The organism is Pseudomonas sp. AC169, assembly GCF_979258515.1.
This window is the reverse complement of the sequence record NZ_OZ409866.1, coordinates 3,133,565-3,156,825: the sequence shown is the minus strand read 5'-3', so window position 1 is coordinate 3,156,825 and position 23,261 is coordinate 3,133,565. Positions and strand designations below refer to the sequence as shown.

General features: G+C 59.8%; 15 protein-coding genes. 4 read left to right on the top strand and 11 right to left on the bottom strand.

All coding sequences use genetic code 11. From position 1 onward, the window contains the following. Positions 1-17: 17 nt before the first annotated feature. From ACZZ0G_RS14265 to glnE, 11 genes are all read right to left on the bottom strand, one after another. On the bottom strand, positions 18-926 hold the full coding sequence (locus tag ACZZ0G_RS14265; protein WP_463556549.1) for a glycosyltransferase family 2 protein: 909 nt from the start codon (positions 924-926) through the stop codon (positions 18-20). Further along, positions 919-2,673, bottom strand: coding sequence for a carbamoyltransferase family protein (locus ACZZ0G_RS14260; protein ID WP_463556548.1), 1,755 nt, complete (start codon positions 2,671-2,673; stop codon positions 919-921). Before ACZZ0G_RS14260 ends, ACZZ0G_RS14265 begins: the two co-directional genes overlap by 8 nt. Positions 2,674-2,844: 171 nt before the next feature. Continuing rightward, positions 2,845-3,180 (bottom strand): YceK/YidQ family lipoprotein, encoded by a 336-nt coding sequence (locus tag ACZZ0G_RS14255; protein ID WP_463556547.1) that lies wholly within the window; start codon positions 3,178-3,180, stop codon positions 2,845-2,847. 124 nt (positions 3,181-3,304) lie between these two features. Continuing rightward, complete coding sequence (locus tag ACZZ0G_RS14250) at positions 3,305-4,756, bottom strand: lipopolysaccharide kinase InaA family protein (RefSeq protein WP_463556546.1); 1,452 nt, start codon at positions 4,754-4,756, stop codon at positions 3,305-3,307. After that, a complete protein-coding gene (locus ACZZ0G_RS14245; protein ID WP_463556545.1) occupies positions 4,756-5,508 on the bottom strand; it encodes a lipopolysaccharide kinase InaA family protein in 753 nt (250 codons plus the stop codon). Before ACZZ0G_RS14245 ends, ACZZ0G_RS14250 begins: the two co-directional genes overlap by 1 nt. Further along, positions 5,505-6,239, bottom strand: coding sequence for a lipopolysaccharide kinase InaA family protein (locus ACZZ0G_RS14240; protein ID WP_463556544.1), 735 nt, complete (start codon positions 6,237-6,239; stop codon positions 5,505-5,507). Before ACZZ0G_RS14240 ends, ACZZ0G_RS14245 begins: the two co-directional genes overlap by 4 nt. Then, positions 6,239-7,045: a lipopolysaccharide core heptose(I) kinase RfaP gene (gene rfaP, locus ACZZ0G_RS14235; protein ID WP_463556543.1), complete on the bottom strand. Its 807-nt coding sequence runs from the start codon at positions 7,043-7,045 to the stop codon at positions 6,239-6,241. The genes ACZZ0G_RS14240 and rfaP overlap by 1 nt, the downstream gene beginning before the upstream one ends. Beyond that, positions 7,045-8,166 (bottom strand): glycosyltransferase family 4 protein, encoded by a 1,122-nt coding sequence (locus tag ACZZ0G_RS14230; RefSeq protein WP_463556542.1) that lies wholly within the window; start codon positions 8,164-8,166, stop codon positions 7,045-7,047. The genes rfaP and ACZZ0G_RS14230 overlap by 1 nt, the downstream gene beginning before the upstream one ends. Continuing rightward, complete coding sequence (gene rfaC / locus ACZZ0G_RS14225; protein ID WP_122609428.1) at positions 8,166-9,227, bottom strand: lipopolysaccharide heptosyltransferase RfaC; 1,062 nt, start codon at positions 9,225-9,227, stop codon at positions 8,166-8,168. Before rfaC ends, ACZZ0G_RS14230 begins: the two co-directional genes overlap by 1 nt. A 1-nt stretch (position 9,228) precedes the next feature. Then, positions 9,229-10,263 carry a lipopolysaccharide heptosyltransferase II gene (gene waaF / locus ACZZ0G_RS14220; RefSeq protein ID WP_064387782.1) on the bottom strand — a complete coding sequence of 345 codons (1,035 nt, stop codon included), beginning with the start codon at positions 10,261-10,263 and terminating at the stop codon, positions 9,229-9,231. Positions 10,264-10,570: 307 nt separating this feature from the next. Then, on the bottom strand, positions 10,571-13,510 hold the full coding sequence (gene glnE / locus ACZZ0G_RS14215; protein WP_463556541.1) for a bifunctional [glutamate--ammonia ligase]-adenylyl-L-tyrosine phosphorylase/[glutamate--ammonia-ligase] adenylyltransferase: 2,940 nt from the start codon (positions 13,508-13,510) through the stop codon (positions 10,571-10,573). A 384-nt stretch (positions 13,511-13,894) separates the two neighbouring features. On the opposite strand from glnE, the gene aceE reads away from it, so the two are divergent. From aceE to ACZZ0G_RS14195, 4 genes are all read left to right on the top strand, one after another. Then, a complete protein-coding gene (aceE, locus tag ACZZ0G_RS14210; RefSeq protein ID WP_008081364.1) occupies positions 13,895-16,540 on the top strand; it encodes a pyruvate dehydrogenase (acetyl-transferring), homodimeric type in 2,646 nt (881 codons plus the stop codon). Between the two features lie 11 nt (positions 16,541-16,551). After that, complete coding sequence (aceF, locus tag ACZZ0G_RS14205) at positions 16,552-18,513, top strand: dihydrolipoyllysine-residue acetyltransferase (protein WP_463556540.1); 1,962 nt, start codon at positions 16,552-16,554, stop codon at positions 18,511-18,513. A gap of 277 nt (positions 18,514-18,790) precedes the next feature. Then, positions 18,791-20,188 carry an alkaline phosphatase D family protein gene (locus tag ACZZ0G_RS14200; protein ID WP_463556539.1) on the top strand — a complete coding sequence of 466 codons (1,398 nt, stop codon included), beginning with the start codon at positions 18,791-18,793 and terminating at the stop codon, positions 20,186-20,188. A gap of 252 nt (positions 20,189-20,440) precedes the next feature. Continuing rightward, positions 20,441-23,137, top strand: coding sequence for a putative bifunctional diguanylate cyclase/phosphodiesterase (locus ACZZ0G_RS14195; protein WP_463556538.1), 2,697 nt, complete (start codon positions 20,441-20,443; stop codon positions 23,135-23,137). The last annotated feature ends 124 nt before the right edge of the window (positions 23,138-23,261 follow it).

Below are 23,261 nucleotides of genomic sequence, written 5' to 3'. Positions count from 1 at the left end.
ACTTCACCGCGACCTGTTTAACGAAACAGCACCCGCAACGCCTTGCGGGTATACGACCAACGCGAAAACGTTCGCCAGTCCGCACGCAACGCCTGGAAATAGAACGACTTGGCCAGTTTGTACTCGCCATGGGAATAACAGTCGCGAAACAACGACAAACAGCGCTGCGCCAGAAATGCCTGACGCAGATCACGCATCTCTTCGGGCATCCGTCGACTGGAAAAAACTTCGCTGACGACCTGCTCCGTACCGGCGGCAAGACTTTGGCGCAAGTCATGGCGCATGCTGTCGGCGTGCTTGTAAATCAGCGCCAGAGGCGTGTCCAGAACGGTGCAGGGATATCGCGCCAGTACTTGGGCAAACACCGGCAAGTCCTCGACGTTGCGCAAGTGTTCCGGATAATTACCCAAAGCGAACACATCGCGATGCATCGCGCAGGCACCGTTGGAAATCGATACGGTCTTGTTCAGCAAGTAACCCTGCAGGCGCTGCCGGGGCGTCACAGGCAACGGCTTGGCCGCTTGCAAGCTGCGTCGCCCGTCGGCGAACACCGACCAGTGTGCGCCGATCACCATCAGACTTTGCGGGTTGCTGGCAATGTGCTGAGAAAGCGCGGCCAATGCACCGGGAGCCATTTCGTCATCGGAGTCGAGAAACACCAGATACTGGCCGGTCGTTTCCTCAAGCCCTCGATTGCGCACGGAAGACAATCCGCCATTGCTTTTTCGCAGCGCGCGAAAACGCCCGCCGTGCTTGAGCAGGAGCTGTTCCACTACCTCTGGCGTATCGTCCGTCGACCCATCGTCGATGACCAGCAGATCCGCCGTCGCCTCATCCAACTGCGCCAACACCGACTCCACTGCTCGTGGCAGGGTTCGCGCGTAGTTGTAAACCGGAATGACGACGCTGATCAGTGTTTCAGTCAAGTTCGTATCCTTTTACACCCTCTTTTACGACCAGAATATCTTCCATGATCAGGTATTCCAGGTCTGAACCGAAAAACATGTTCAACGCGTCGGTCGGCGAACAGATCATCGGTTCGCCACGACGGTTGAGCGAGGTGTTCAGCGATACACCATTACCGGTCAGATTTTCCAGCGCTTTCATCATGTCGTAGTAGCGCGGGTTGTATTCGCGCTTGAGCACCTGGGCGCGAGAGGTACCATCTTCGTGGACAACTTCCGGCACGCGGGTCTTCCACTCTTCAGCCACTTCAAAGGTGAAGGTCATGAAAGGTGCAGGATGATCGATCTTGATCATCTGTGGCGCAACGGTGTCGAGCATCGACGGGCAGAAAGGCCTCCAGCGCTCGCGGAACTTGATCTGGTGGTTGATCCGGTCAGCCACGCCGGCCACGCTCGGGCAACCGATGATCGAACGACCACCCAGTGCGCGCGGACCGAATTCCATGCGCCCCTGAAACCAGGCCACCGGATTGCCGTCGACCATGATTTTGGCGATCTGCTCAGGCATGTTGTCGAGCTTGCGCCAAGCCGGTTTGTTCTCGTGACGGGCACACGCGGCAATCACGTCTTCGTTGCTGTATGACGGGCCGAGGTAGACGTGTTCCATCTTCTCGACCGGCACGCCACGCGCGTGAGACACGTAGGCCGCTGCGCCGACCGCAGTGCCGGCATCGCCGGACGCCGGCTGTACGAACAGTTCCTTGATGTCATCACGGGCGATGATTTTCTGGTTCAGCTTGACGTTCAATGCACAGCCACCGGCGAAGGCCAGTTTGCCGGTTTCCTTGAGCACGTCGCCCAGGTAGTAATCGATCATCTGCAACGCCAGCTTCTCGAACAGCGCTTGCATGCTTGCGGCGTAGTGGATGTACGGTTCGTCAGCGATGTCGCCTTCGCGCTTCGGACCCAGCCACTCGATCAACTTCGGCGAGAAGTAGAAGCCTTTGCCCTTTTCTTTGTAGCGACGCAGACCGATCACGTTGGCGTAGTCGGTGTTGATCACCAACTCGCCGTTCTCGAATGAGGCCAGACGCGAGAAGTCGTACTTGCTGGCGTCGCCGTACGGCGCCATGCCCATGACCTTGAACTCACCGTCGAGCATCTCGAAACCGAGGAACTCGGTGATCGCACCGTACAGGCCGCCGAGGGAGTCCGGGTCGAAGAATTCCTTGATCTTGTGGATCTTGCCGTTTTCGCCATAGCCGAAGAAGGTCGTGGCGTACTCGCCCTTGCCGTCGATGCCGAGGATCGCGGTTTTCTCTTTGAAACCGGAGCAGTGGTAGGCGCTGGAGGCGTGAGCCAGGTGGTGCTCGACCGGCTCGATCTTGATCTTTTTCGGATCGAAACCCAATTGCTCCAGGCACCAGACGATCTTGTTGCGATAGCGCTTGTAGCGGCGGTTACCCATCAGGATCGCATCGAGGGCGCGGTCCGGCGCATACCAGTAACGCTTGGCGTAGTGCCAGCGCGCCTTGCCGAACAGGCTGATCGGGGCGAACGGGATCGCTACCACGTCAACGTCGGACGGCTTGATGCCGGCCTGTTCAAGACAGAACTTCGCCGATTCGTAGGGCATGCGGTTCTTTGCATGCTTATCGCGTACGAAGCGCTCTTCTTCAGCCGCCGCCACCAGCTTGCCGTCGATGTACAAGGCTGCTGAAGGGTCATGGCTAAGGGCGCCGGACAGGCCAAGAATCGTCAATGCCACAGGGGTCTAGCCTCTTTAGTCTGCGTGCAGGCGCGATGCGCCTTGAAAATTGATGTGCCCTCGCACAGGGCGAGTGACAGCTAAAGGGCGGGATTATAGCGTAAACGAGAGGGGAATTACCCTGCGCGATTGCCCCAGGGTGAATGGTTTGGAGAAACCCTGCCCTGCAACTCAATAACCGCCCTTGCGCCAGTAAATGCCAAGGTTGCCGTCGGTGACCTGACGATAAACCGTATAGGGCAGCGATACTGTATCGAATACGCCGGACAATGGCAGATCCAGCAGCACGAACGGCACCAGAAATCCGCTGGGATCGGGTGGCGCGTTCAACACGCAGAAATCGAAGGCCAGACCGCTATAGATCCGCGGTATCGATTGGCAGTAGGTGTTTTGTTTACGCATGTCCCGGGCGACGTCGGCATCGTCTTGCAATACGGTCATGACGCTGCCACAGCCAGTCAGAACCCAAGAAAATGCACCTATTGTTACAGCCTGTTTGATGTTCAAGATTCGCCCTCCAAGGTGGTTGGGCAAATTAGCATCGAGGCTGGACAGAGCACAGTTCATGGCTTCTGGAGAAGCTGTAGGACAAGTCTCTGAATCTTGTCCTCCAGTGTTGCGGTGGTTTTACTCAGACCGCGCTGGCGATGACGGTGGGCAAACGCTGATCGATGACCTGATACAGCGCGCTGCTTTGCGGCCAGTTCCGCATGAATCGCGCCCGGTCCCGGGCATAGGCCGGCGCGAAACTGCCTACAGATCCATGCTGGCACATCGAATCCAGATCAATCAGCGCCCAGCGATCCTGGTGCCAGAACAGATTGTGCCCTTTGAAATCGCCATGGCTGATGCGCTCGTCAATCAGTCGCGCGAACAACTGATCCAGCGCCTGCAGCTCCGCTTCTGGCGCTTCGCCACTTTCAACGTACGGCGCAAAGCGCTCGATGATATCCGGCCCCGACAGAAACTCGGTCACCAGATACGCACGACTGCGCAGCCACAAGAAGCGCTTTTCCAGCACCGCCAGCGGCTTGGGCGTGGCGATCCCGAGGAACGCCAGGCGATTGCCTTCGCGCCACGAATGCCACGCACGACTCGGCCTCCAGAACCGCTTGAGCCAATGCGCAAAGCCCTTGATGTTGTAGCGTTTGATCACCAGCGTGCGTGTGCCGGCCTGAACCTTGCCGACGCTCGCCGCGCCACCGGTCTTGTACAGATGGCCCTGATCGAGCAACGCATCGGCCTGCTCCAGCACCGGCAGCATGGCGGATTCTTCTTCGCGACGAATTGCACGCAAAGCAAACGCGTCACGCCGCACGCTGAACAGCGTGCACTCGCGACCGACCTTGGTCAGAAAGTCTTTCAAACGCCAGCGCCGCACTTTGTCGATCTGCTTCTGTAAAGCTTCCAGCGGCAACGCGTGCTCACTGTTGCTCAACAAGTAATACACCAGCAGCTCTTCAATGAACGGCTCCAGCGACTTGGGTAACTGGGCGAAAAACACCCCGAGGTTTTCCAGGACTTTTTGCCGCGATAACGGCTGACCCGCGGTTTCTGCACAAATGCCGGCACCGTCGATCAAGTACAACTGGCCACCGTGACGCAAGAGATTGTCCAGATGCAGGTCTTCCTGCCAAAGCCCCTTGCCGTGCAACTGAGCAATGGCCCCCAGCGCTTCAGCCAACACCGCCGATTGTTCATCGGCCAGCACCGGCAGCGCCTCGACTTTCGCCCAGGCGTCGCCAAGGCTTTCAGCACCTTCAAGGTAATCGAACAGCAGCCAGCCACCCTCGCCATTGTTCAGACCATCGACCAGCAGCAGCGGTGTCGTCATGCCTTGCGCGGCGAGCAAGCGCACGCCTTCCAGCTCGCGCTGAAAATGCCGGGCAGCCTTGCCGCCGACCAGCAATTTGGCCAACACAGGACGCCCGCGCCACACACCGGCGCCGACGTAACGCTGTCCCGGCAAGACCCGCAGCAGACTCAGCAATTGCAGATCAGCAACGCCAGCGGCATCGGCCAGAGTCACCGTCAGCGGCAGTTGCGGGGCTCGCCCGACACCGGCCAGCTCGGACAATTGCATCAGCGCCCCTCCTTGTGACTGCGCCGCGCGGTCAGCCGGGCGAGCCAGCTGTCGAGCAGCGAGCTATCGGTGGGCTGATCGAGATAAGCCGCGAGCAATTCACGCAACTGCGCCTCGCTCCACTCCGGAGCGCGGCGTTGCAGCGGCTCCAGATCCTTGATCCGGTCGCGCATGCCGAACAACAGAGGACGGGTTTTTTCCAGGTCGATCAATTGCGCCTGATAGCCGTCACCGGTAGCCCGGAGAAAAATATGTTTGGGATAGAAGCAGCCGTGCACCTGACGCACGCCGTGCAGATGCCGAGCCAGCAATCCGCAGGCCTTGAGGATGGCCGAGTGCTGCGCGGCACTGAGCTGTGCCCAACGTTGCAACAGCGATTCCAGATCGCTCCAGCCGTCCAGCGCACGGGTCAGCAGGATGGCGCGAACTTCGCCGTCGACCTTGCGCTCACCGAAGAACGCCGCCTGCAGCGCCGGGATACCGAGCTTGCGATAGCGACTGATATTGCGAAACTCGCGGGCAAAGCTTGGCTCGCCAAAAGGCGCATGCAAGGTCCGCGTCAGGTAGTTGCTTTGGCGCTTGAGGTAATAACCCTGCCCTTCCAGGTCCAGGCGGAAGACGCTACTCCAGCCGCCACGGGCGGTATTGGGTTCGTCCACAGCTTCAAGCTGTTTGGTCCACAGTGCGTCGAAAGTGCCGAGACCATGGCGCTCGAGCAGCGCACGGTCTTCAGCGGCCAGAAAATCAGTCATTCGCGTCCCTCGAAAAATCTCACCACGTGCCGAATCCGTTTCTTGTCGGCGCTATCAAGCCGATCGCACTGGCGGTATTGCTTATAGAAGCGCAGGCGTTGGGTATTGGACAGGTGGTATTTGGCGAGCTTATCGAGACAGGCCAGATCCTTGGTGATCCGATACTTGAGCCAGAAGCCGCGCCAGAACTCGCCGTTAGGGCAATCGATCAGAAATATCCGCGCCTGATCATCGATCAACAGGTTGCGCCATTTCAGATCGTTATGGGTAAATCGGTGATCATGCATCGTCCGGGTATAACCGGCCAATTGCCGGCTGACGCCGTCGACCCAGGCGCGATCCTTGAGCTTCGGATCCTTGCGCTCGGCGAGCGCCGAAAGGTCTTCGGTGTTAGGCAATTCGCGAGTGATCATGGCGCCACGATCATACGCCGCGCCACGTCGCTCCAGCCCCCACGCCACCACTTCAGCCGTGGGAATGCCCCACTTGGCGAAGCGTTTGAGGTTCTGCCATTCCATCTTCACGCGCGGCTTGCCGAGGTAACGGCGCAGGCCTTTACCGGCGCCGACGTAGCGTTTGACGTAATAGTTGACGCCGTTGCGCTGCACGCGAATCACTTCCGACAGCGGATCACGGGTCAGGCGTTCGCCTTGCAACGCAAACACCGCCTCAAGGCTGCCAAAATCTGCCGCGAGCTCGCTGTATTGCGGTTCAAGAGTCCAACCCGCCATCAGAGCGCATCCCCGTAACGCTGTTTACGCGCGTAGAGTTTGTTGGCCTTGCCTTCCAGCCAGCTCAGCAACGGCGCTTCTTCCGCCAGGATCTGGCGCAGCGGTTGCTGGAAATAGCCCTTGAGGAAACGCAGTTTGTCGCGGCGGGTCAGGCCGATGTCCAGCGCTGAAAAGTACAGCGCGGCCAGATCCTTGTTGCGCCAGCGTTGCGTGATTTTTGCGCGGGTCTGGGCGCGGTGCAGGTCGATCACCGAGAGCTTGAAGTCGTCCGGCGTCACCGGTTTATCGGTGTGCAGCAGGAAGTGGCAGATGTAGCAGTCGCGGTGGTTAACCCCGGCGCGATGCATCATGCCGGTCATGCGCGCGACCTCAGCGATCAGCGCGCGCTTGAGTTTTGGCTCGGGGGGCTGTTTGACCCAGTCGATGCTGAAGTCTTCCAGGCTGATGGTTGGCGCCAGCTCTTCGGTGACAATGAACGAGTGCTGATCCGCCGGGTTGCTGCCCTTCTCGCCGTATGCGACGGCAGTCATGGTTGGCACGCCGACTTCCTGCAGACGCTGGATAGCCTTCCACTCCTGACCCGCGCCGAGTACCGGCAGCTTGGCGGTCAGCAGGTTCTTGAAGATCTCGCCCCAGCCGATGCCACGGTGGATCTTGACGAAAAATCCGTTGCCGTCGACTTCCGTGCGCAGTGTCCGGCGTGCTTCCAGCTCGCGATATACCTCGCCCTGCAAACCTTCGACTTCGGCGAATGGGTCGCGTCCGGCCCAAAGGCTTTTGAACGGTTCAGCCAGCATCAACTTCATTAAGCGTGCTCCGCCAGAATCACATCGGCCGCGTGCTGCGGCATGCTGTAGAGGTCGGCTGTCTCGGCGAAGGCCAGACCATTGCGGCTCCAGGCCGCGCGTGCAGCGTCGTCTTTCAACATTTCAGTCAGGTATTGCGTCAACTGCGCCTGCTCGAATGGCTCGTCCAGCACTCGCCCGGCGTCGGCCTCGGCGATGTAATGGGCGTAACCGCAGACCGCGCTGACCAGCACCGGCAAACCGGCAACCAGTGCTTCGAGCAAAACCGTACCGGTATTTTCGTTGTACGCCGGGTGGATCAACAGATCGGCACCGAGCAGGAAACGCGGAATATCGCTGCGCCCCTTGAGGAACGTCACGTTGTCGCCCAGACCTAAAGTTGCACTCTGCATCTGGAACAATTTGGGGTCATCCTGGCCAATTACAAACAGCCGGGTGCGTTTCTTCAGTTCGGCGGGCAACGCCGCCAGCGCTTTCAGGCTGCGATCGACGCCCTTGGTCTTGAACCCGGAGCCGATCTGCACCAGCAGCAGTTCGTCGTCCTTGAGATTGAATTCAGCGCGGAAACCGGCGCGAATCTCATCGGCATCCGCCGGGCGGCGACGGTCCTGGGCGATGCCTGGCGGCAACAGATGGAAGCGCTCAAGCGGCGTGTCGTAATACTTGATGAACAGCGGCTGCTGCACTTCGGAAATCATCAGCACTTCGGTCTTCGCATCTTTAGCGAACACCGCGCGCTCGTATTCGGCAAAGTGGCGATAACGGCCCCAGCGGCGGTACAGCGAATGGCGCAGGTTCTGCGCCTTGTCTTCGAAGCAGCCATCGGCGGCGTAGTAAACGTCCAGCCCAGGCATCTTGTTGAAGCCGATCAGGCGATCAACCGGGCGCTTGGCCAGGTCCGCTGCCATCCACGCACTGAGTTTTTCGTTGCGACGGTGATTGAAGAATGCCTTGACCGGCGCCACCAGCACCTCAAAACCGGGAGGCACGTCGCCTTCCCAGATCAGCGTGTAGACGCGAATCTGGTGCCCGCGCTTCTGGCATTCGAGGGCGATGCGCATGAAGTCGCGCTGCAAGCCACCGAACGGGAAATATTTGTACAGGACGAATGCCAATTGCATCAGCGCAGCTCCTCAGCCATTAACAACGTGCTCAGACGGCTGGCGACACGCTCGGGGTTCAGACGCGTGAAGCACAGAGGCTGTTCACGCTTCAGGTCAAACTGACGGGCATCCTGCGCGGTCGGTTGATAGGTACATTTCTTTTGCAGACACGGCGCGCACGGAAAGTCGCTGGCCAGGTGAATCTGCAATTTGCCGTAGGCGCCGGTCAGGCCCGGGTTGGTCGGGCCGAACAGCGAGATGGTCGGCACATCCAGTGCGGCGGCCAAGTGGCCGAGACCGGTGTCCACCGCCACGCAAGCCTGCGCACCAGCGAGGACTTTGCCGACGCCGGCCAGATTGAGTTTCGGCAGCACTTCGGCATGTTTGAAACCGGCAGCGATGCGTTCGGCGCGGGCCTTTTCCTGCGGGTTGCCCCACGGCAGTTTCACACCGACGCCGAGGTAACCGACGCGTTCGGTCAGTTCACGCCAGTAGGCTTCCGGCCAGTGTTTGGTGTCCCACGTCGTGCCGTGCAGGAACACTACGAAGGCGTTTTTGCGTGGCAGTTCGACCAGACGCTCGACGTTGAGGCCGTAATCACCCAATCCTTTCGGCAAGTCGTATCCGAGGGCGATGGCGAACAACTGGCGCACACGTTCGACGGCATGCTGACCACGGGCCACCGCCAGTTTGCGGTCGTAAAAACGCGAGGCCATCGGCTCGCGGGCCGAACCTTTGTCGAGTCCGGCCACCGGCGCTTTGACATAGCGGGTCAGCCAGGCACTTTTCAGCAGGCCTTGGGCGTCGATCACCAAGTCGTATTTGTTGGCCCGTACGCTTTGCTTGAAGCGTTTCCACTCGCCACTGGTGATGGTTTTCCAGAGGTTTTTGCGCCAGCGGCGAATCGCCACCGGAATCACTTTGTCGACGGCCGGGTGCCAGGTCGGGATCTCGGCGAAGCCTTCTTCCACGACCCAGTCGAACTTGATCCCGGGAATGGCCCGGGCAGCGTCGGTCAGCGCCGGCAACGCATGAATCACGTCGCCCAGCGATGAAGTCTTGATCAGCAGTACCCGCAACTTAATGAACCTCGACCACAGAGCCCTGCAACTTCTGCAAAGCATCGTTGACCGCGTCCGGCATCAGCTGGCGCAGGCAGTTGTAATGGCCGAAACGGCAGGTACGGTCGAAGCACGGGCTGCAGTCGAGGCCCAGACGAACCACTTCGACGTGCTCGGCCAGCGGCGGAGTGAAGCCCGGCGAAGTGGAACCGTAGACCGCCACCAATGGACGGTTCAGCGCAGCAGCAACGTGCATCAGGCCGGAATCGTTGGAGACCACCGAGTCGGCGCAGGACATCAGGTCGATGGCCTCGGCCAGTGAGGTGCCGCCACTGAGGTTGACCGATTCTTCACGCAGGCCAGGTATCAACCGGGCGCGGATGTCTTCGCCGACCGCGTGATCATTTTTCGAACCGAACAGCCACACCTGCCAGCCTTCACGAATACGCGCTTCGGCGACTTTGGCGTAGTGCTCGGAAGGCCAGCGCTTCGATTCGCCGAACTCGGCGCCTGGGCACAGAGCCAATACCGGGCGATCAAGGCTCAGGCCGAATTTGGCCAGTGCGGCTTCACGGGTGACCGGATCGATTTGCAGGCTTGGACGTGGATAGGGTTTGGGCAACTCGGCGTTCGGCTCATAAGCCAGAGCCATGAAGCGCTCGATCATCAGCGGATAGCGTTCTTTGTCGAGGGTGCGCACGTCGTTGAGCAGGCCGTAGCGAAACTCGCCGCGCCAGCCGGTGCGTTTCGGGATGCCGGCGAAAAACGGCACCAGCGCCGATTTCAGCGAGTTGGGCAGCAGGATCGCTTGATCGTACTGGCCGCGCAGGGATTTGCCGATGCGCCGACGCGTCGCCAATTCCAGCGCGCCGTGGCCGAGCGGGAAGCTCAAGGCCTTGCGCACTTCGGGCATGCGCTCAAGGATCGGCCGGCTCCACTCAGGGGCCAGCACGTCGATTTCGCATTGCGGGTGGCGCTGCTTGAGACACTGAAACAGTGTCTGCGCCATCACCATGTCACCGACCCAACTGGGCCCAACGATCAGAATATTCATGTAGTTTCCAAAAACGAACCGGGGAGGCATTTATGCCTCCCCGCCTCGAAAATCACTGAGGGAGCGGCGCTGCTTGCGATGGGTCATTACCTTCAACACTACTGTCGACTGTCACTCCGCTATCGCGAGCAGGCTCGCTCCCACATGGTTTGTTCGTCCTGCTTCAGATCTACAGACACTGTAGATCCACTGTGGGAGCGAGCTTGCTCGCGAAGGGGCCATCACATCCGACATCGGTGTCGTCTGACACTCCGTCTTCGCGAGCAAGCTCGCTCCCACAGGGTATTGGGTGCTACACAAACCGGTTTCAGCTTAGCCCCATCTCTTTCCATATCCGTAAAACCTGCCGGCGTTCGTCGGCAAACTGGTCGCCCGGGATCACCCCGGCGTCCTTCTGCAAGGCCTGCCGGTGGGCGGCGGAGCGGTAGGCTTTGTAGGCCTCGCGCAACAGGCTGGCGTCTTCGGCGGGCATCAGCCCTTCGCGTTCCAGCTCTTCCGTGATGCGGATGTTATCGGTCCAGCGCAGCAATGGCGGGTGGCTGTGCGACCACGCCAGAGCCGCGTATTGCACCATAAATTCAATATCGACGATACCACCGGCGTCCTGCTTGAGGTCGAACGGCGCCGTGGCGTCGAAGGCATTTGCCGCTGTGCCGGCCGCTGTGCTCTTCGTGCCGAGGTTGTCGCGCATCTTCGCGCGCATCTCGCTTACCTCCTGTTGCAACTTCGCCAGATCTCGGGATTTGCCCAACACCTGCGCACGAACCTTCTCGAACGCCTGACCGACATCCTGACTGCCCACCAGCACCCGTGCGCGCACCAAGGCCTGATGCTCCCAGGTCCAGGCTTCATTTTCCTGATAGCGGGCAAACGCGCCGAGCGAACTCACCAACAGCCCGGAAGCACCGGATGGGCGCAGACGCATGTCCACTTCGTAGAGTTGACCGGAGTTGGTCTGCGCCGTCAGCAAGTGAATGATCCGCTGCCCCAACCGCGTGAAGAATTGCGCGCCATCGATCGACTTCGGCCCATCGGTTTCCGCCTGCGGATCGCCGTCGTGGATGAACACCAGATCCAGATCCGAACCGTGCCCCAGCTCCAGACCGCCGACTTTGCCATAACCGACAATGATGAAACCGGGATCGCACAAGGTGCCGTCGGTGCGCAACGGCGTGCCGTACTTGGCCACGGTCTGGCGCCAGGCCAGGGCCAGCACTTGCTCAAGAATCGCCTCGGCCAGCCAGGTCAGGTAATCGCTGACTTTCATCAGCGGCAGGCTGCCGGCAATTTCCGAGGCGGCGACGCGCAAGCGGTGCGCCAGTTTGAAATGGCGCAGGGCTTCCATCTGTTGTTCGAGGTCGTCTTCGGGAATCCGCGTCAGGCGCTCACGCAACTCGGCAGCCAACTCTGGTGCCAACGGTGGCTTGAACAGGCGACCTTCGTTAAGCAATTCGTCGAGCAGCAGCGGGAAACGGGTGATCTGCTCGGCAATCCACGGGCTCGCCGCACACAGCGTCAGCAAGCGGCGCAATGCACTGGGGTTCTCCGTCAGCAAGACCAGATAAGCCGAGCGCCGGGCCACTGCTTCAACCAGCGGCAACACGCGCTCAAGCACCAGATCCGGATTGGCATGCTCCACGGCCTGCGCAAGCAAACGCGGAATAAAGGCATCGAGACGCTCACGCCCCAACCGTTGCATCGCGCGCAATTGCGGGCTGCTGCGCAATCCGGCCAAGGCTTTCAGAGCTTTGCTGGCATCGGCAAAACCGCCCTCCTCCAACTGCCGGCACGCCGCTTCTTCGTCCTGCGCCTCTTCCCACAGCGGCAGCCATTCACCGCCGACCACCACTTCGCTTTCGGCGCCTTCATCCTCGTCGGGATCGGCAATTACCTGGGCGAAGTGCCAGGCGACACGGCCGCGCCAGAACATCAGTTTTTCGTGGAAAGCATCCCAATCGGCGAAACCGAGCATGAAGGCAATGCGTGCCTGATCCTGCGCGCCATCCGGCAGCATCTGGGTCTGGCGGTCGGCGATCGCCTGAATCGCGTGCTCGGTGTAACGGAGAAATTCGTAGCCCTCGCGCAACTCGCTGATCACCGCCGGTGGCAGATAACCCTGCCCTTCCAGCGTACTCAACACCTTTAATAGAGGACGTTGTTGCAGACTCAAGTCGCGGCCGCCGTGGATCAACTGAAAGGCCTGAGCGATGAACTCGACCTCACGGATGCCACCGGAGCCGAGTTTGATGTTGTCGGCCATGCCTTTGCGCCGCACCTCCTGCTGGATCAACTGCTTCATGGTGCGCAGCGCGTCGATCGCCGAGAAGTCCAGATAACGCCGGTAAACGAACGGTCGCAGCATGTCGAGCAACTGCGCGCCCGCCACCTGATCGCCCGCCACCACCCGCGCCTTGATCATCGCGTAACGTTCCCAGTCGCGGCCCTGATCCTGGTAATACTGCTCCAGCGCGTTAAAGCTCAGCACCAGCGCGCCGGACGAACCGTACGGGCGCAGGCGCATGTCGACGCGGAACACAAAGCCGTCGACAGTCATCGGATCGAGCGCCTTGATCAGGCGCTGGCCGAGGCGAATGAAGAATTCCTGATTATCCAGCGAGCGCTTCACGCCCACCGTTTCGCCGCCCTCGGGGTAAGCGAAAATCAAATCGATGTCCGAAGACAGGTTCAACTCGACAGCGCCGAGCTTGCCCATGCCGAGAATGACCATTTGCTGCGGCTCACCGCTGCGGCGGCCGGTGGGCGTACCGAATTGTTCGCAATGGCGGCTGTACAACCATTGATAGGCTTGATCGATGGTGGCGTCGGCCATGTCCGAGAGATCACGGCAGGTCTGCACCAGATCGGCCTGCCGGGTGAGATCACGCCAGATGATCCGCACTTGATGGCGAGCACGTTGGCGGCGTAACGCACGGCCAAGTTCATCTTCACTCTGGGCGGCGTTCACCGCAGCGGCAATCTGCGCACACAATTCACCCGGCGCGAAGGCCCGGTCGAGTTCCCCGGACTGCACCAGCGACAACAACATCAAAGGGTCACGAACGCTCTGTTCAATGACGAATTCGCTGGCAGCGGTAACGCGAGCAAACTGTGCCCAGCGCTCTGGCGTCCAGGCCGCGAAGCCGTGATCGTCTTCCAGCGCGGCGACGGCCGTACGGAACGACTGCTCGGATCGAGTGACCAACGGCAGGAGAATGGCGGGCAGTTCGGCAAGCACGGGCAGGGTCATGGTCTATCCTTGATCGGCGTGTAAATGGCCGCTTGTAGTGATTGGTGAAAACCCGCTACCCGGAGGACTGTCGAACAAAAGTTAGAAATAGCTGAAATTTCTTTCTCTTTGGCAGCGAACATCAAATTTTCACCTTTTTCGGATGGCAAAAGACCAACCTTAACGATTATTCTCACAACGCAGCCGGAGGCCACAAGCCATTCTTCTGTAGTTTTACTACTCGTCTATACATTCGAAAGGCTGAAATGCCGGAAGATTTGTAGTAAAACTACACGCCGCCGGAACAACCTGTCGGCAATCCAAGAATTTTAAATCGTCTGCCCACAAGGCCAGTCGCAAACTCAGGCAACCGATTCTGGAAGCCTTTCCGCCCTGGAGCAAGCCATGCAAGACCTCGATCCCGTCGAAACCCAGGAATGGCTGGACGCCCTGGAATCGGTTCTCGACAAAGAAGGCGAAGACCGTGCTCACTATCTGATGACCCGTATGGGCGAACTCGCGACCCGCAGCGGCTCGCAGCTCCCTTACGCCATCACCACGCCTTACCGCAACACCATCCCGGTAACCCACGAAGCACGCATGCCTGGCGACCTGTTCATGGAACGCCGCATTCGCTCGCTGGTACGCTGGAACGCGATGGCCATGGTAATGCGTACGAACCTGAAAGATTCTGACCTGGGTGGTCACATCTCCAGCTTCGCCTCCAGCGCGACCCTGTATGACATCGGCTTCAACTACTTCTTCCAGGCCCCGACCGACGAACACGGCGGCGACCTGATCTACTTCCAGGGCCACACCTCGCCAGGCGTTTACGCCCGTGCGTTCATGGAAGGTCGCATCACCGAAGACCAGATGAACAACTTCCGCCAGGAAGTCGACGGTCAGGGCCTGTCGTCCTACCCGCACCCTTGGCTGATGCCTGACTTCTGGCAGTTCCCGACCGTATCGATGGGTCTGGGTCCGATCCAGGCGATCTACCAGGCACGCTTCATGAAGTACCTGGAACACCGCGGTTTCATCCAGCCGGGCAAACAGAAAGTCTGGTGCTTCCTGGGCGACGGCGAGTGCGACGAGCCGGAATCCCTGGGCGCCATCTCCCTGGCCGGCCGCGAGAAGCTCGACAACCTGATCTTCGTCATCAACTGCAACCTGCAGCGCCTCGACGGCCCGGTTCGCGGCAACGGCAAGATCATCCAGGAACTCGAAGGCGTGTTCCGTGGTGCTCAGTGGAATGTGACCAAAGTCATCTGGGGCCGTTTCTGGGACCCACTGCTGGCCAAAGACGTCGACGGCATCCTGCAACGTCGCATGGACGAAGTCATCGACGGCGAGTACCAGAACTACAAAGCCAAAGACGGCGCGTTCGTCCGTGAACACTTCTTCAACACGCCAGAACTGAAGGCGATGGTTGCTGATCTGTCCGACGACGAGATCTGGAAACTCAACCGTGGCGGCCACGACCCGTACAAGGTCTATGCGGCGTACCACGAAGCGGTCAACCACAAAGAACAACCTACCGTTATCCTGGCCAAGACCATCAAGGGTTATGGCACCGGTGCCGGCGAAGCGAAAAACACTGCGCACAACACCAAGAAAGTCGATGTCGACAGCCTGAAGTTGTTCCGCGATCGCTTCGACATCCCGGTCAAGGACGAAGAGCTGGAGAACCTGCCGTTCTTCAAGCCAGAGCCAAACAGCGCCGAAGCCCGCTACCTCAGCGAGCGTCGCACTGCACTGGGCGGTTTCGTGCCACAGCGCCGCGCACAAAGCTTCAGCGTGCCGACTCCGGATCTGGACACCCTCAAGGCCATCCTTGACGGTTCCGGCGACCGTGAAATTTCCACCACCATGGCCTTCGTGCGGATCCTCGCGCAACTGGTCAAGGACAAGGAAATCGGCCCGCGCATCGTTCCGATCATCCCGGACGAAGCCCGTACCTTCGGTATGGAAGGCATGTTCCGTCAGCTCGGCATCTACTCGTCCGTCGGCCAGCTCTACGAGCCAGTCGATAAAGACCAGGTGATGTTCTACAAGGAAGACCAGAAAGGTCAGATCCTTGAAGAAGGCATCAACGAAGCAGGCGCCATGAGCTCGTTCATCGCTGCCGGTACTTCGTACTCCAGCCACAACCAGCCGATGCTGCCGTTCTACATCTTCTACTCGATGTTCGGTTTCCAGCGCATTGGCGACCTGGCCTGGGCCGCTGGCGACAGCCGTACCCGTGGCTTCCTGATCGGCGGCACCGCCGGCCGGACCACCCTGAACGGTGAAGGTCTGCAACACGAAGACGGTCACAGCCACCTGCTGGCCGCGACCATCCCGAACTGCCGCACCTACGATCCAACCTACGGCTACGAGCTGGCGGTGATCATTCAGGACGGCATGAAGAAGATGACCGAAGAGCAACAGGACATCTTCTACTACATCACCGTGATGAACGAGTCGTACCAGCAGCCAGCCATGCCGGCCGGTGCCGAAGAAGGCATCAAGAAAGGCATGTACCTGCTCGAAGAAGACACCCGCGATGCGGCGCACCACGTCCAGCTGATGGGCTCCGGCACCATCCTGCGTGAAGTCCGTGAAGCGGCGAAGATCCTGCGTGAAGAGTTCAACGTTGGCGCTGACGTGTGGAGCGTTACCAGCTTCAACGAACTGCGTCGCGACGGTCTCGCTGTAGAGCGCAGCAACCGTCTGAAGCCAGGCCAGAAGCCTAAGCTGAGTTACGTCGAAGAGTGCCTGAACGGCCGTAAGGGTCCGGTCATTGCCTCTACCGACTACATGAAGCTGTTCGCCGAGCAGATCCGTCAGTGGGTACCGTCCAAGGAATTCAAAGTCCTGGGCACCGACGGTTTCGGCCGCAGCGACAGCCGCAAGAAACTGCGTCATTTCTTCGAAGTCGACCGTCATTTCGTGGTGTTGGCAGCCCTGGAAGCACTGGCTGACCGTGGTGATATCGAACCTAAGGTTGTGGCTGAAGCCATCACCAAGTTCGGCATCGACCCGGAAAAACGCAACCCACTGGACTGCTGAGGAGACATTTTGTGAGCGAACTCATTCGCGTACCTGACATCGGCAGCGGTGAAGGTGAAGTAATTGAACTGTTTGTGAAGGTCGGCGACCGTATCGAAGCCGACCAGAGCATCCTGACCCTGGAATCGGACAAGGCCAGCATGGAAGTGCCGGCCCCGAAAGCCGGCGTCATCAAAAGCCTGAAAGTGAAGCTGGGCGATCGCCTGAAAGAAGGCGACGAACTGCTTGAGCTGGAAGTCGAGGGCGCCGCTGAAGCGGCCCCTGCTCCGGCTGCTGCGCCGGCTGCAAAAGCGGAGGCCAAACCGGCTGCCGCGCCTGCTGCCGCTGCACCAGCCGCTGCCCCTGCTGCCGCTTCGGTTCAGCAAGTGCACGTGCCGGACATCGGTTCGTCGGGCAAGGCGCAGATCATCGAAATCCAGGTCAAGGTCGGCGATACCGTCGAGGCTGATCAATCTTTGATCACTCTGGAATCCGACAAGGCGAGCATGGAAATCCCGTCGCCTGCCGCTGGCGTGGTCAAGGCCATCAGCGTCAAGCTTAACGACGAAGTCGGCACTGGCGACCTGATTCTGGATCTGGAAGTGGCGGGTGCTGCGACCCCTGCTGCAACCGCTCCAGCTCAGGCGGCTGCTCCGGCCGCTGCCGCTGCGCCTGCTCCGGCAGCCGCGCCAGCAGCACCGGTTGCCGACAGCGTTCAGGACATCCACGTTCCGGACATCGGTTCGTCGGGCAAAGCCAAGATCATCGAAGTGTTGGTCAAGGCTGGCGACAGCGTTGAAGCCGACCAGTCGCTGATCACTCTGGAATCCGACAAGGCGAGCATGGAAATTCCATCGCCTGCCGCTGGCGTGGTGGAAAGCGTTTCCATCAAGCTGGATGACGAAGTCGGTACCGGCGACCTGATTCTGAAGCTGAAAGTCAAAGGCGCGGCCCCTGCTGCTGCCCCGGCTCCAGCTGCCGCCGCTGCTCCAAGTGCTCCTGCCGCTGCTGCTCCGGCTGCCGCTGCGCCTACACCTGCTGCCGCTCCGGCCGCCGCACCGGCCAAGCCGGGCGCGAAAGTTCACGCCGGCCCAGCCGTGCGTCAACTGGCCCGTGAGTTCGGCGTCGAGCTGAACGCTGTCGGCGCCAGCGGCCCGCACGGTCGTATCCTGAAAGAAGACGTGCAGACTTACGTCAAAGCGATGATGCAGAAGGCCAAGGAAGCACCGGCCGCTGCTGCTGGCGCAACCGGTGGCGCGGGCATCCCGCCGATTCCGGTCGTCGACTTCAGCCGTTTCGGCGAAATCGAAGAAGTGCCGATGACTCGCCTGATGCAGATCGGCGCGTCGAGCCTGCACCGCAGCTGGCTGAACATCCCGCACGTGACTCAGTTCGATTCGGCTGATATCACCGAGCTGGAAGCGTTCCGCGTGGCGCAGAAAGCCGTTGCAGAGAAGGCCGGCGTCAAGCTGACCATCCTGCCGCTGCTGCTCAAGTCGTGCGCGCACATGCTCAAGGAGCTGCCGGACTTCAACAGTTCGCTGGCGCCAAGCGGCAAAGCGATCATCCGCAAGAAGTACGTCAACATCGGCTTCGCCGTCGACACCCCGGATGGCCTGCTGGTACCGGTCATCAAGAACGTCGACCAGAAGAGCCTGCTGCAATTGGCAGCCGAAGCCGCTGCGCTGGCCGCCAAAGCCCGCGACAAGAAGCTGACTGCTGACGACATGCAAGGCGCCTGCTTCACCATTTCCAGCCTCGGCCACATTGGCGGCACCGGCTTCACGCCGATCGTCAACGCGCCGGAAGTGGCGATCCTCGGTGTTTCCAAGGCAACCATCCAGCCAGTCTGGGACGGCAAAGCCTTCCAGCCGAAACTGATGCTGCCGCTGTCATTGTCCTACGATCACCGTGTGATCAACGGCGCCGCTGCCGCACGCTTCACCCAGCGTCTGGGCAGCCTGCTGGCGGACATCCGCACCATCCTGCTGTAACTCGATCGGCCCTCCGGCAACGGCGGGCCGATTGCTGCACCCTTTCGAGCGCCACACGCTCGTACCTCAACCCCGCCAGTTTGGCGGGGCTTTTTTTTGCCTGAAGAAAACTCATCCTGGTCTTTTTCCCACACGTTGCGCTGACATCGGCCACAGCCTCAGTCGACTTGACGCCGATCTTTTTCATTCGATCCGCAACTAATCTAGGCGCAGAAAATTCAACTAAGCAAACTTCTCAAAACTCACATTTATTCAAATTCATTCGAATGGATTCGACATGTTAAAACCAACTATCGGCCCGATTGTCGGCCACATTACAACTAATCACGCACGCATATTCATGCGTGGCGACCGGCAAAACAATGCACGGGTATTTGCTGGAATGCGTTATCGCGCAACTGGCACAAAACAATGGTCGAAAGGTAACTTTGCCCGCCTGAGCGAATTACGCGACATGTCGCAAGTATTCGCCCTCACCAATTTGAGCAGCGATACCGAATATGAATATCAGACTGGCTGGTTCAGCCCGATGAATCCGGTGCACACGCCGGACAGCGTCGCCGAGTTGCCGTTGCAATGGCCACGAGAAATCTACCGCCTGCACACCCGCTCCAGCAAAGCCCTGCAACCCAGAGCCTATATTGTCGGTTCCTGCCGCTACCTGCGCATGACTGCCGGTGTCGCCTCGCTGCCGCAACTGGGTGATCGGATCTTTGCATCCATCAATCAAGTGATTGAAGGCGTACAACCACCGATCAGTGCGGTAATGATGACCGGCGATCAAATTTACGTGGACGATTTGAACTTGATCGCACCGGACCGCGAATACAAAGACATCCTCAGTAAATACCGCGCCGCGTTTTCCCAGCCGAACATTCAACGTCTAATGTCGAACACTTCGACTTACATGATTCTCGACGATCATGAGATCGAAGATAACTGGCCGGCCAATGCCAGCAAGTCCGACGGTGACTTATATCGTAACGCCATGGCCGCTTACGAACTGTATCAGGCCAGTCACAGCCCGGCACATCCGCTGACAACTAACGGAGAAGTAGATCACGCAACACTTGAGCATTACTGGTATCAATTCAGCGATGGCGATATCGAATGGTTTGTCACCGACAGTCGCACCCGCCGCAACTTGTCTGCCAATGATCGACGCATCCTCGACGAGGCGCAGGAACAAGCCTTGCTCAAATGGCTGAGTCATAGCACGGCGCGGGTCAAGTTTGTGGTCACCAGTGTGATGTTCTATCCGGATCGCAAGCTCCACGGCGATGATGCCTGGAAAGCCTTTCCCGAGCAGCGCCTGCGCCTGCTGGAAACCGTCCGCACCCGACGCATCAAGAATGTCGTGTTCATCTCCGGGGACGTGCATGGCTCGCTGACCGCTCGCCTGACCCACAGCGAAGACCCGGACTTCGAAGTCCACACCGTCGTGTCCTCACCGCTGTGCAACAGCAAACTGCTGCCGTATGCCAAAGCGTCGACGTTCATCCTGGATCAGCCGCTGGTGCGCACAGCGGCGGGCGATTATCGGCATGAACTGACCAGCACCGTGGTGAGTGAAGACAATTTCGCCCACTTGGTGGTCGAGGCTGAAGAGATTCAGGTGAATTACCACGACCGCGATGGCAAACGGCTGCAGTCGATTGCCATAAAACTGCGCTAAGCCTTAAAAATCGCAGCCTTCGGCAGCTCCTGTAGAGCGCGCACTCCCCTGTAGACGCTGGCGAAGGCGGCGATCTTTGGCTCTTTTCAACCACGGGCTGGAGAAATGTTCAGTCCAGCCGACATATTCTTATAGCACTTGGCCTTCATGTCTCTTGTCAGTCGGTGCCGCAATGATGCAACCTTGCCGCAGGCAACAGTAAAGAGGGCGTGAGCCCGGCGCGTTCAGCATATTTCCAAGCGAGTTCCCTTCATGAAGAGCCAACCCGATGCCGCCAGCCGTATGGCGGCCGAGGTAGTGACGCAGTTGCCTGTGCCCTCGCGGCTCGGCATGCTGCGTTTCGAGCGCTTGAATGAAGCCAGTTGGGCCATGCTGTTTCTCGATCCCAACTGCGAACGCCAATTCGGCCAGCCGGCCGTCGAGCTTTGCGCACTGGTCGGCTCACCCTACGCGAGCCTGATGGAACCGGAAGCGCGTTATCAACTGCACGACGCGATCCAGCAACAGCTGACCGTCAGCCCACATTATCTGGTGCGCTATACCCTGCACACGGCGGCTGGTGCGCTAAGCATCCTGGAACTGGGCGAAGCCTACAAACAACACAACCGTCACCTGCTGCGCGGCTATCTGCTGGCGGTCGATCACGTCTTCGACGAAGCGCCGCCAGTGCCCTCCGTTGACCTCGAAACCCAGAACTCCCGCCTGCAGATCGCCCTTGAACTCAATCAACGCGCCCAGCAGGAGCAACTGCAACACCTTGAGCGCGTGCGCGCCCAGCAGGACCTGATTCTGCTGCTTGCGCGCCAGCGCTACAGCACGCACAACTCGTTGCAGGAAGCCGCCGAGCTGATCACCCGCTGCGCCTGCGATATCTATGAAATCGACTGCGCCAGCCTGTGGAACCTCGAAGGCCAGCAACTGGTGCCGATCTCCGCGTACCACCGCGCGACCCAGGAGTACATCCTCCCGGACGTGATCGACGTCAGCACTTTCCCCGATTACATGGAAGCGCTGCACAGCAGCCGTGCCATCGACGCACACAATGCAATGCGCGATCCGCGCACCCGGGAGATGGCCGAAGCCCTGCGCCCGCGCGACGTCAACGCCATGCTCGACGCCAGTATTCGCGTCGACGGCCAAGTGGTCGGCGTGCTCTGTCTGGAACAGACCGGCGTCACCCGCGCCTGGCAGTCCGATGAAATCGCCTTTGCCGGCGAGTTGGCCGATCAGTTCGCGCAAGTCATCAACAACCACAACCGCCGCACTGCCACCAGCGCCCTGCACCTGTTCCAGCGTGCGGTCGAGCAAAGCGCCAACGCCTTTTTGCTGGTCAATTGCGATGGCGTGGTCGAGTACGTCAACCCGAGCTTCACCGCGATCACCCAGTACACCACCGAGGAAGTTCACGGCCAGCGCCTTTCCGAGCTGCCGGCCCTGGAAAACCTCAGCGAACTGCTGTTCGACGCGCCCTCCGCGCTGGCCAAGAGCAACAGTTGGCAGGGCGAGTTCAAGAGCCGGCGGAAAAACCTCGAACCGTACTGGGGCCAGTTATCGATCTCCAAGGTTTACGGCGACAACCGCGAACTGACCCACTACATCGGCATCTACGAAGACATCACCCAGACCAAACTGGCGCAGCAGCGCATCGAACGTCTGGCCTACACCGACAACCTGACCAACCTCGGCAATCGCCCGGCGTTTATCCGCAACCTGGACGAACGCTTCGCCCGCGACAGCGATACGCCGATCAGCCTGTTGCTGGTGGACATCGACAACTTCAAGCGGATCAACGACAGCCTCGGTCACCAGACCGGTGACAAACTGCTGATCAGTCTGGCCCGGCGTCTGCGCAACAGCCTGAGCCCGAGCGGCAGCCTCGCGCGGTTTGCCAGTAACGAATTTGCGGTGTTGCTCGACGACACCGACCTTGCCACCGGCCAGCAGATTGCCAACCAATTGTTGGCGACGCTGGATAAACCGATGTTCGTCGACAATCAGTTGATCAGCGTCACCGGTTCCGTCGGCCTGGCCTGCGCGCCGCTGCACGGCCGCGATCCGCAAACCCTGATGCGCAACGCCGGTCTGGCGCTGCATAAGGCCAAGGCCAACGGCAAACATCAGGTACAAGTCTTCACCGAGGCGTTGAACGCCGAGGCCAGTTACAAGCTGTTCGTCGAAAACAACCTGCGCCGCGCCCTGACCCAGAACGAACTGGACGTGTTCTACCAGCCCAAGTTGTGCCTGCGCAGCGGACGTCTGCTGGGCATGGAAGCACTGTTGCGCTGGAATCACCCGGAACGCGGCATGATCCGCCCGGACCAATTCATCAGCGTTGCCGAAGAAACAGGCCTGATCATACCGATCGGCAAGTGGATTGCGCGTCAGGCCTGCCGTATGAGCAAATCGCTCACTGCCGCCGGCATGGGCAATCTGCAAGTGGCGATCAACCTGTCGCCGAAACAGTTTTCCGATCCTGATCTGGTGGCATCCATTGCCAACATCCTCAAGGAAGAAGCGCTGCCGGCCCACCTGCTCGAACTGGAACTGACCGAAGGCCTGCTGCTGGAAGCCACCGAAGACACCCACTTGCAGCTCGACCAGCTCAAGCGCCTGGGCCTGACGTTGGCCATGGACGACTTCGGCACCGGTTATTCGTCGCTGAGTTATTTGAAGAAATTCCCGATCGACATCATCAAGATCGATCGCAGCTTCATCCATGAAATCCCCGACAATCAGGACGACATGGAAATCACCTCGGCGGTGATCGCCATGGCGCACAACCTGAAACTCAAGGTCGTGGCGGAAGGGATCGAGACCGCCGAGCAGTTGGCGTTCCTGCGTCGGCACCGTTGCGACGTCGGCCAGGGCTACCTGTTCGACCGGCCGATCCCTGGCGGCGAGCTGATCCAGGCCCTCAAGCGCTACCCGCGCGGTCCGCTCTGCCTCTGATCACCCCACCCTGTTGCGCTAGAAGACATTCCCCTGTGGGAGCGAGCCTGCTCGCGAAGACGGAGTGTCATTCGACATCAACATTGCCTGACATACCGCTTTCGCGAGCAAGCTCGCTCCCACA

Excerpts from the sequence above, each read along its gene's own strand:
- ACZZ0G_RS14250 (WP_463556546.1), bottom strand. The coding sequence starts at position 4,756 with ATGCAATTGTCCGAGCTGGCCGGTGTCGGGCGAGCCCCGCAACTGCCG.
- ACZZ0G_RS14245 (WP_463556545.1), bottom strand. The coding sequence starts at position 5,508 with ATGACTGATTTTCTGGCCGCTGAAGACCGTGCGCTGCTCGAGCGCCAT.
- ACZZ0G_RS14240 (WP_463556544.1), bottom strand. The coding sequence starts at position 6,239 with ATGGCGGGTTGGACTCTTGAACCGCAATACAGCGAGCTCGCGGCAGAT.
- rfaP (WP_463556543.1), bottom strand. The coding sequence starts at position 7,045 with ATGAAGTTGATGCTGGCTGAACCGTTCAAAAGCCTTTGGGCCGGACGC.
- ACZZ0G_RS14230 (WP_463556542.1), bottom strand. The coding sequence starts at position 8,166 with ATGCAATTGGCATTCGTCCTGTACAAATATTTCCCGTTCGGTGGCTTG.
- waaF (WP_064387782.1), bottom strand. The coding sequence starts at position 10,263 with ATGAATATTCTGATCGTTGGGCCCAGTTGGGTCGGTGACATGGTGATG.
- glnE (WP_463556541.1), bottom strand. The coding sequence starts at position 13,510 with ATGACCCTGCCCGTGCTTGCCGAACTGCCCGCCATTCTCCTGCCGTTG.
- aceE (WP_008081364.1), top strand. The coding sequence starts at position 13,895 with ATGCAAGACCTCGATCCCGTCGAAACCCAGGAATGGCTGGACGCCCTG.
- ACZZ0G_RS14200 (WP_463556539.1), top strand. The coding sequence starts at position 18,791 with ATGTTAAAACCAACTATCGGCCCGATTGTCGGCCACATTACAACTAAT.
- ACZZ0G_RS14195 (WP_463556538.1), top strand. The coding sequence starts at position 20,441 with ATGAAGAGCCAACCCGATGCCGCCAGCCGTATGGCGGCCGAGGTAGTG.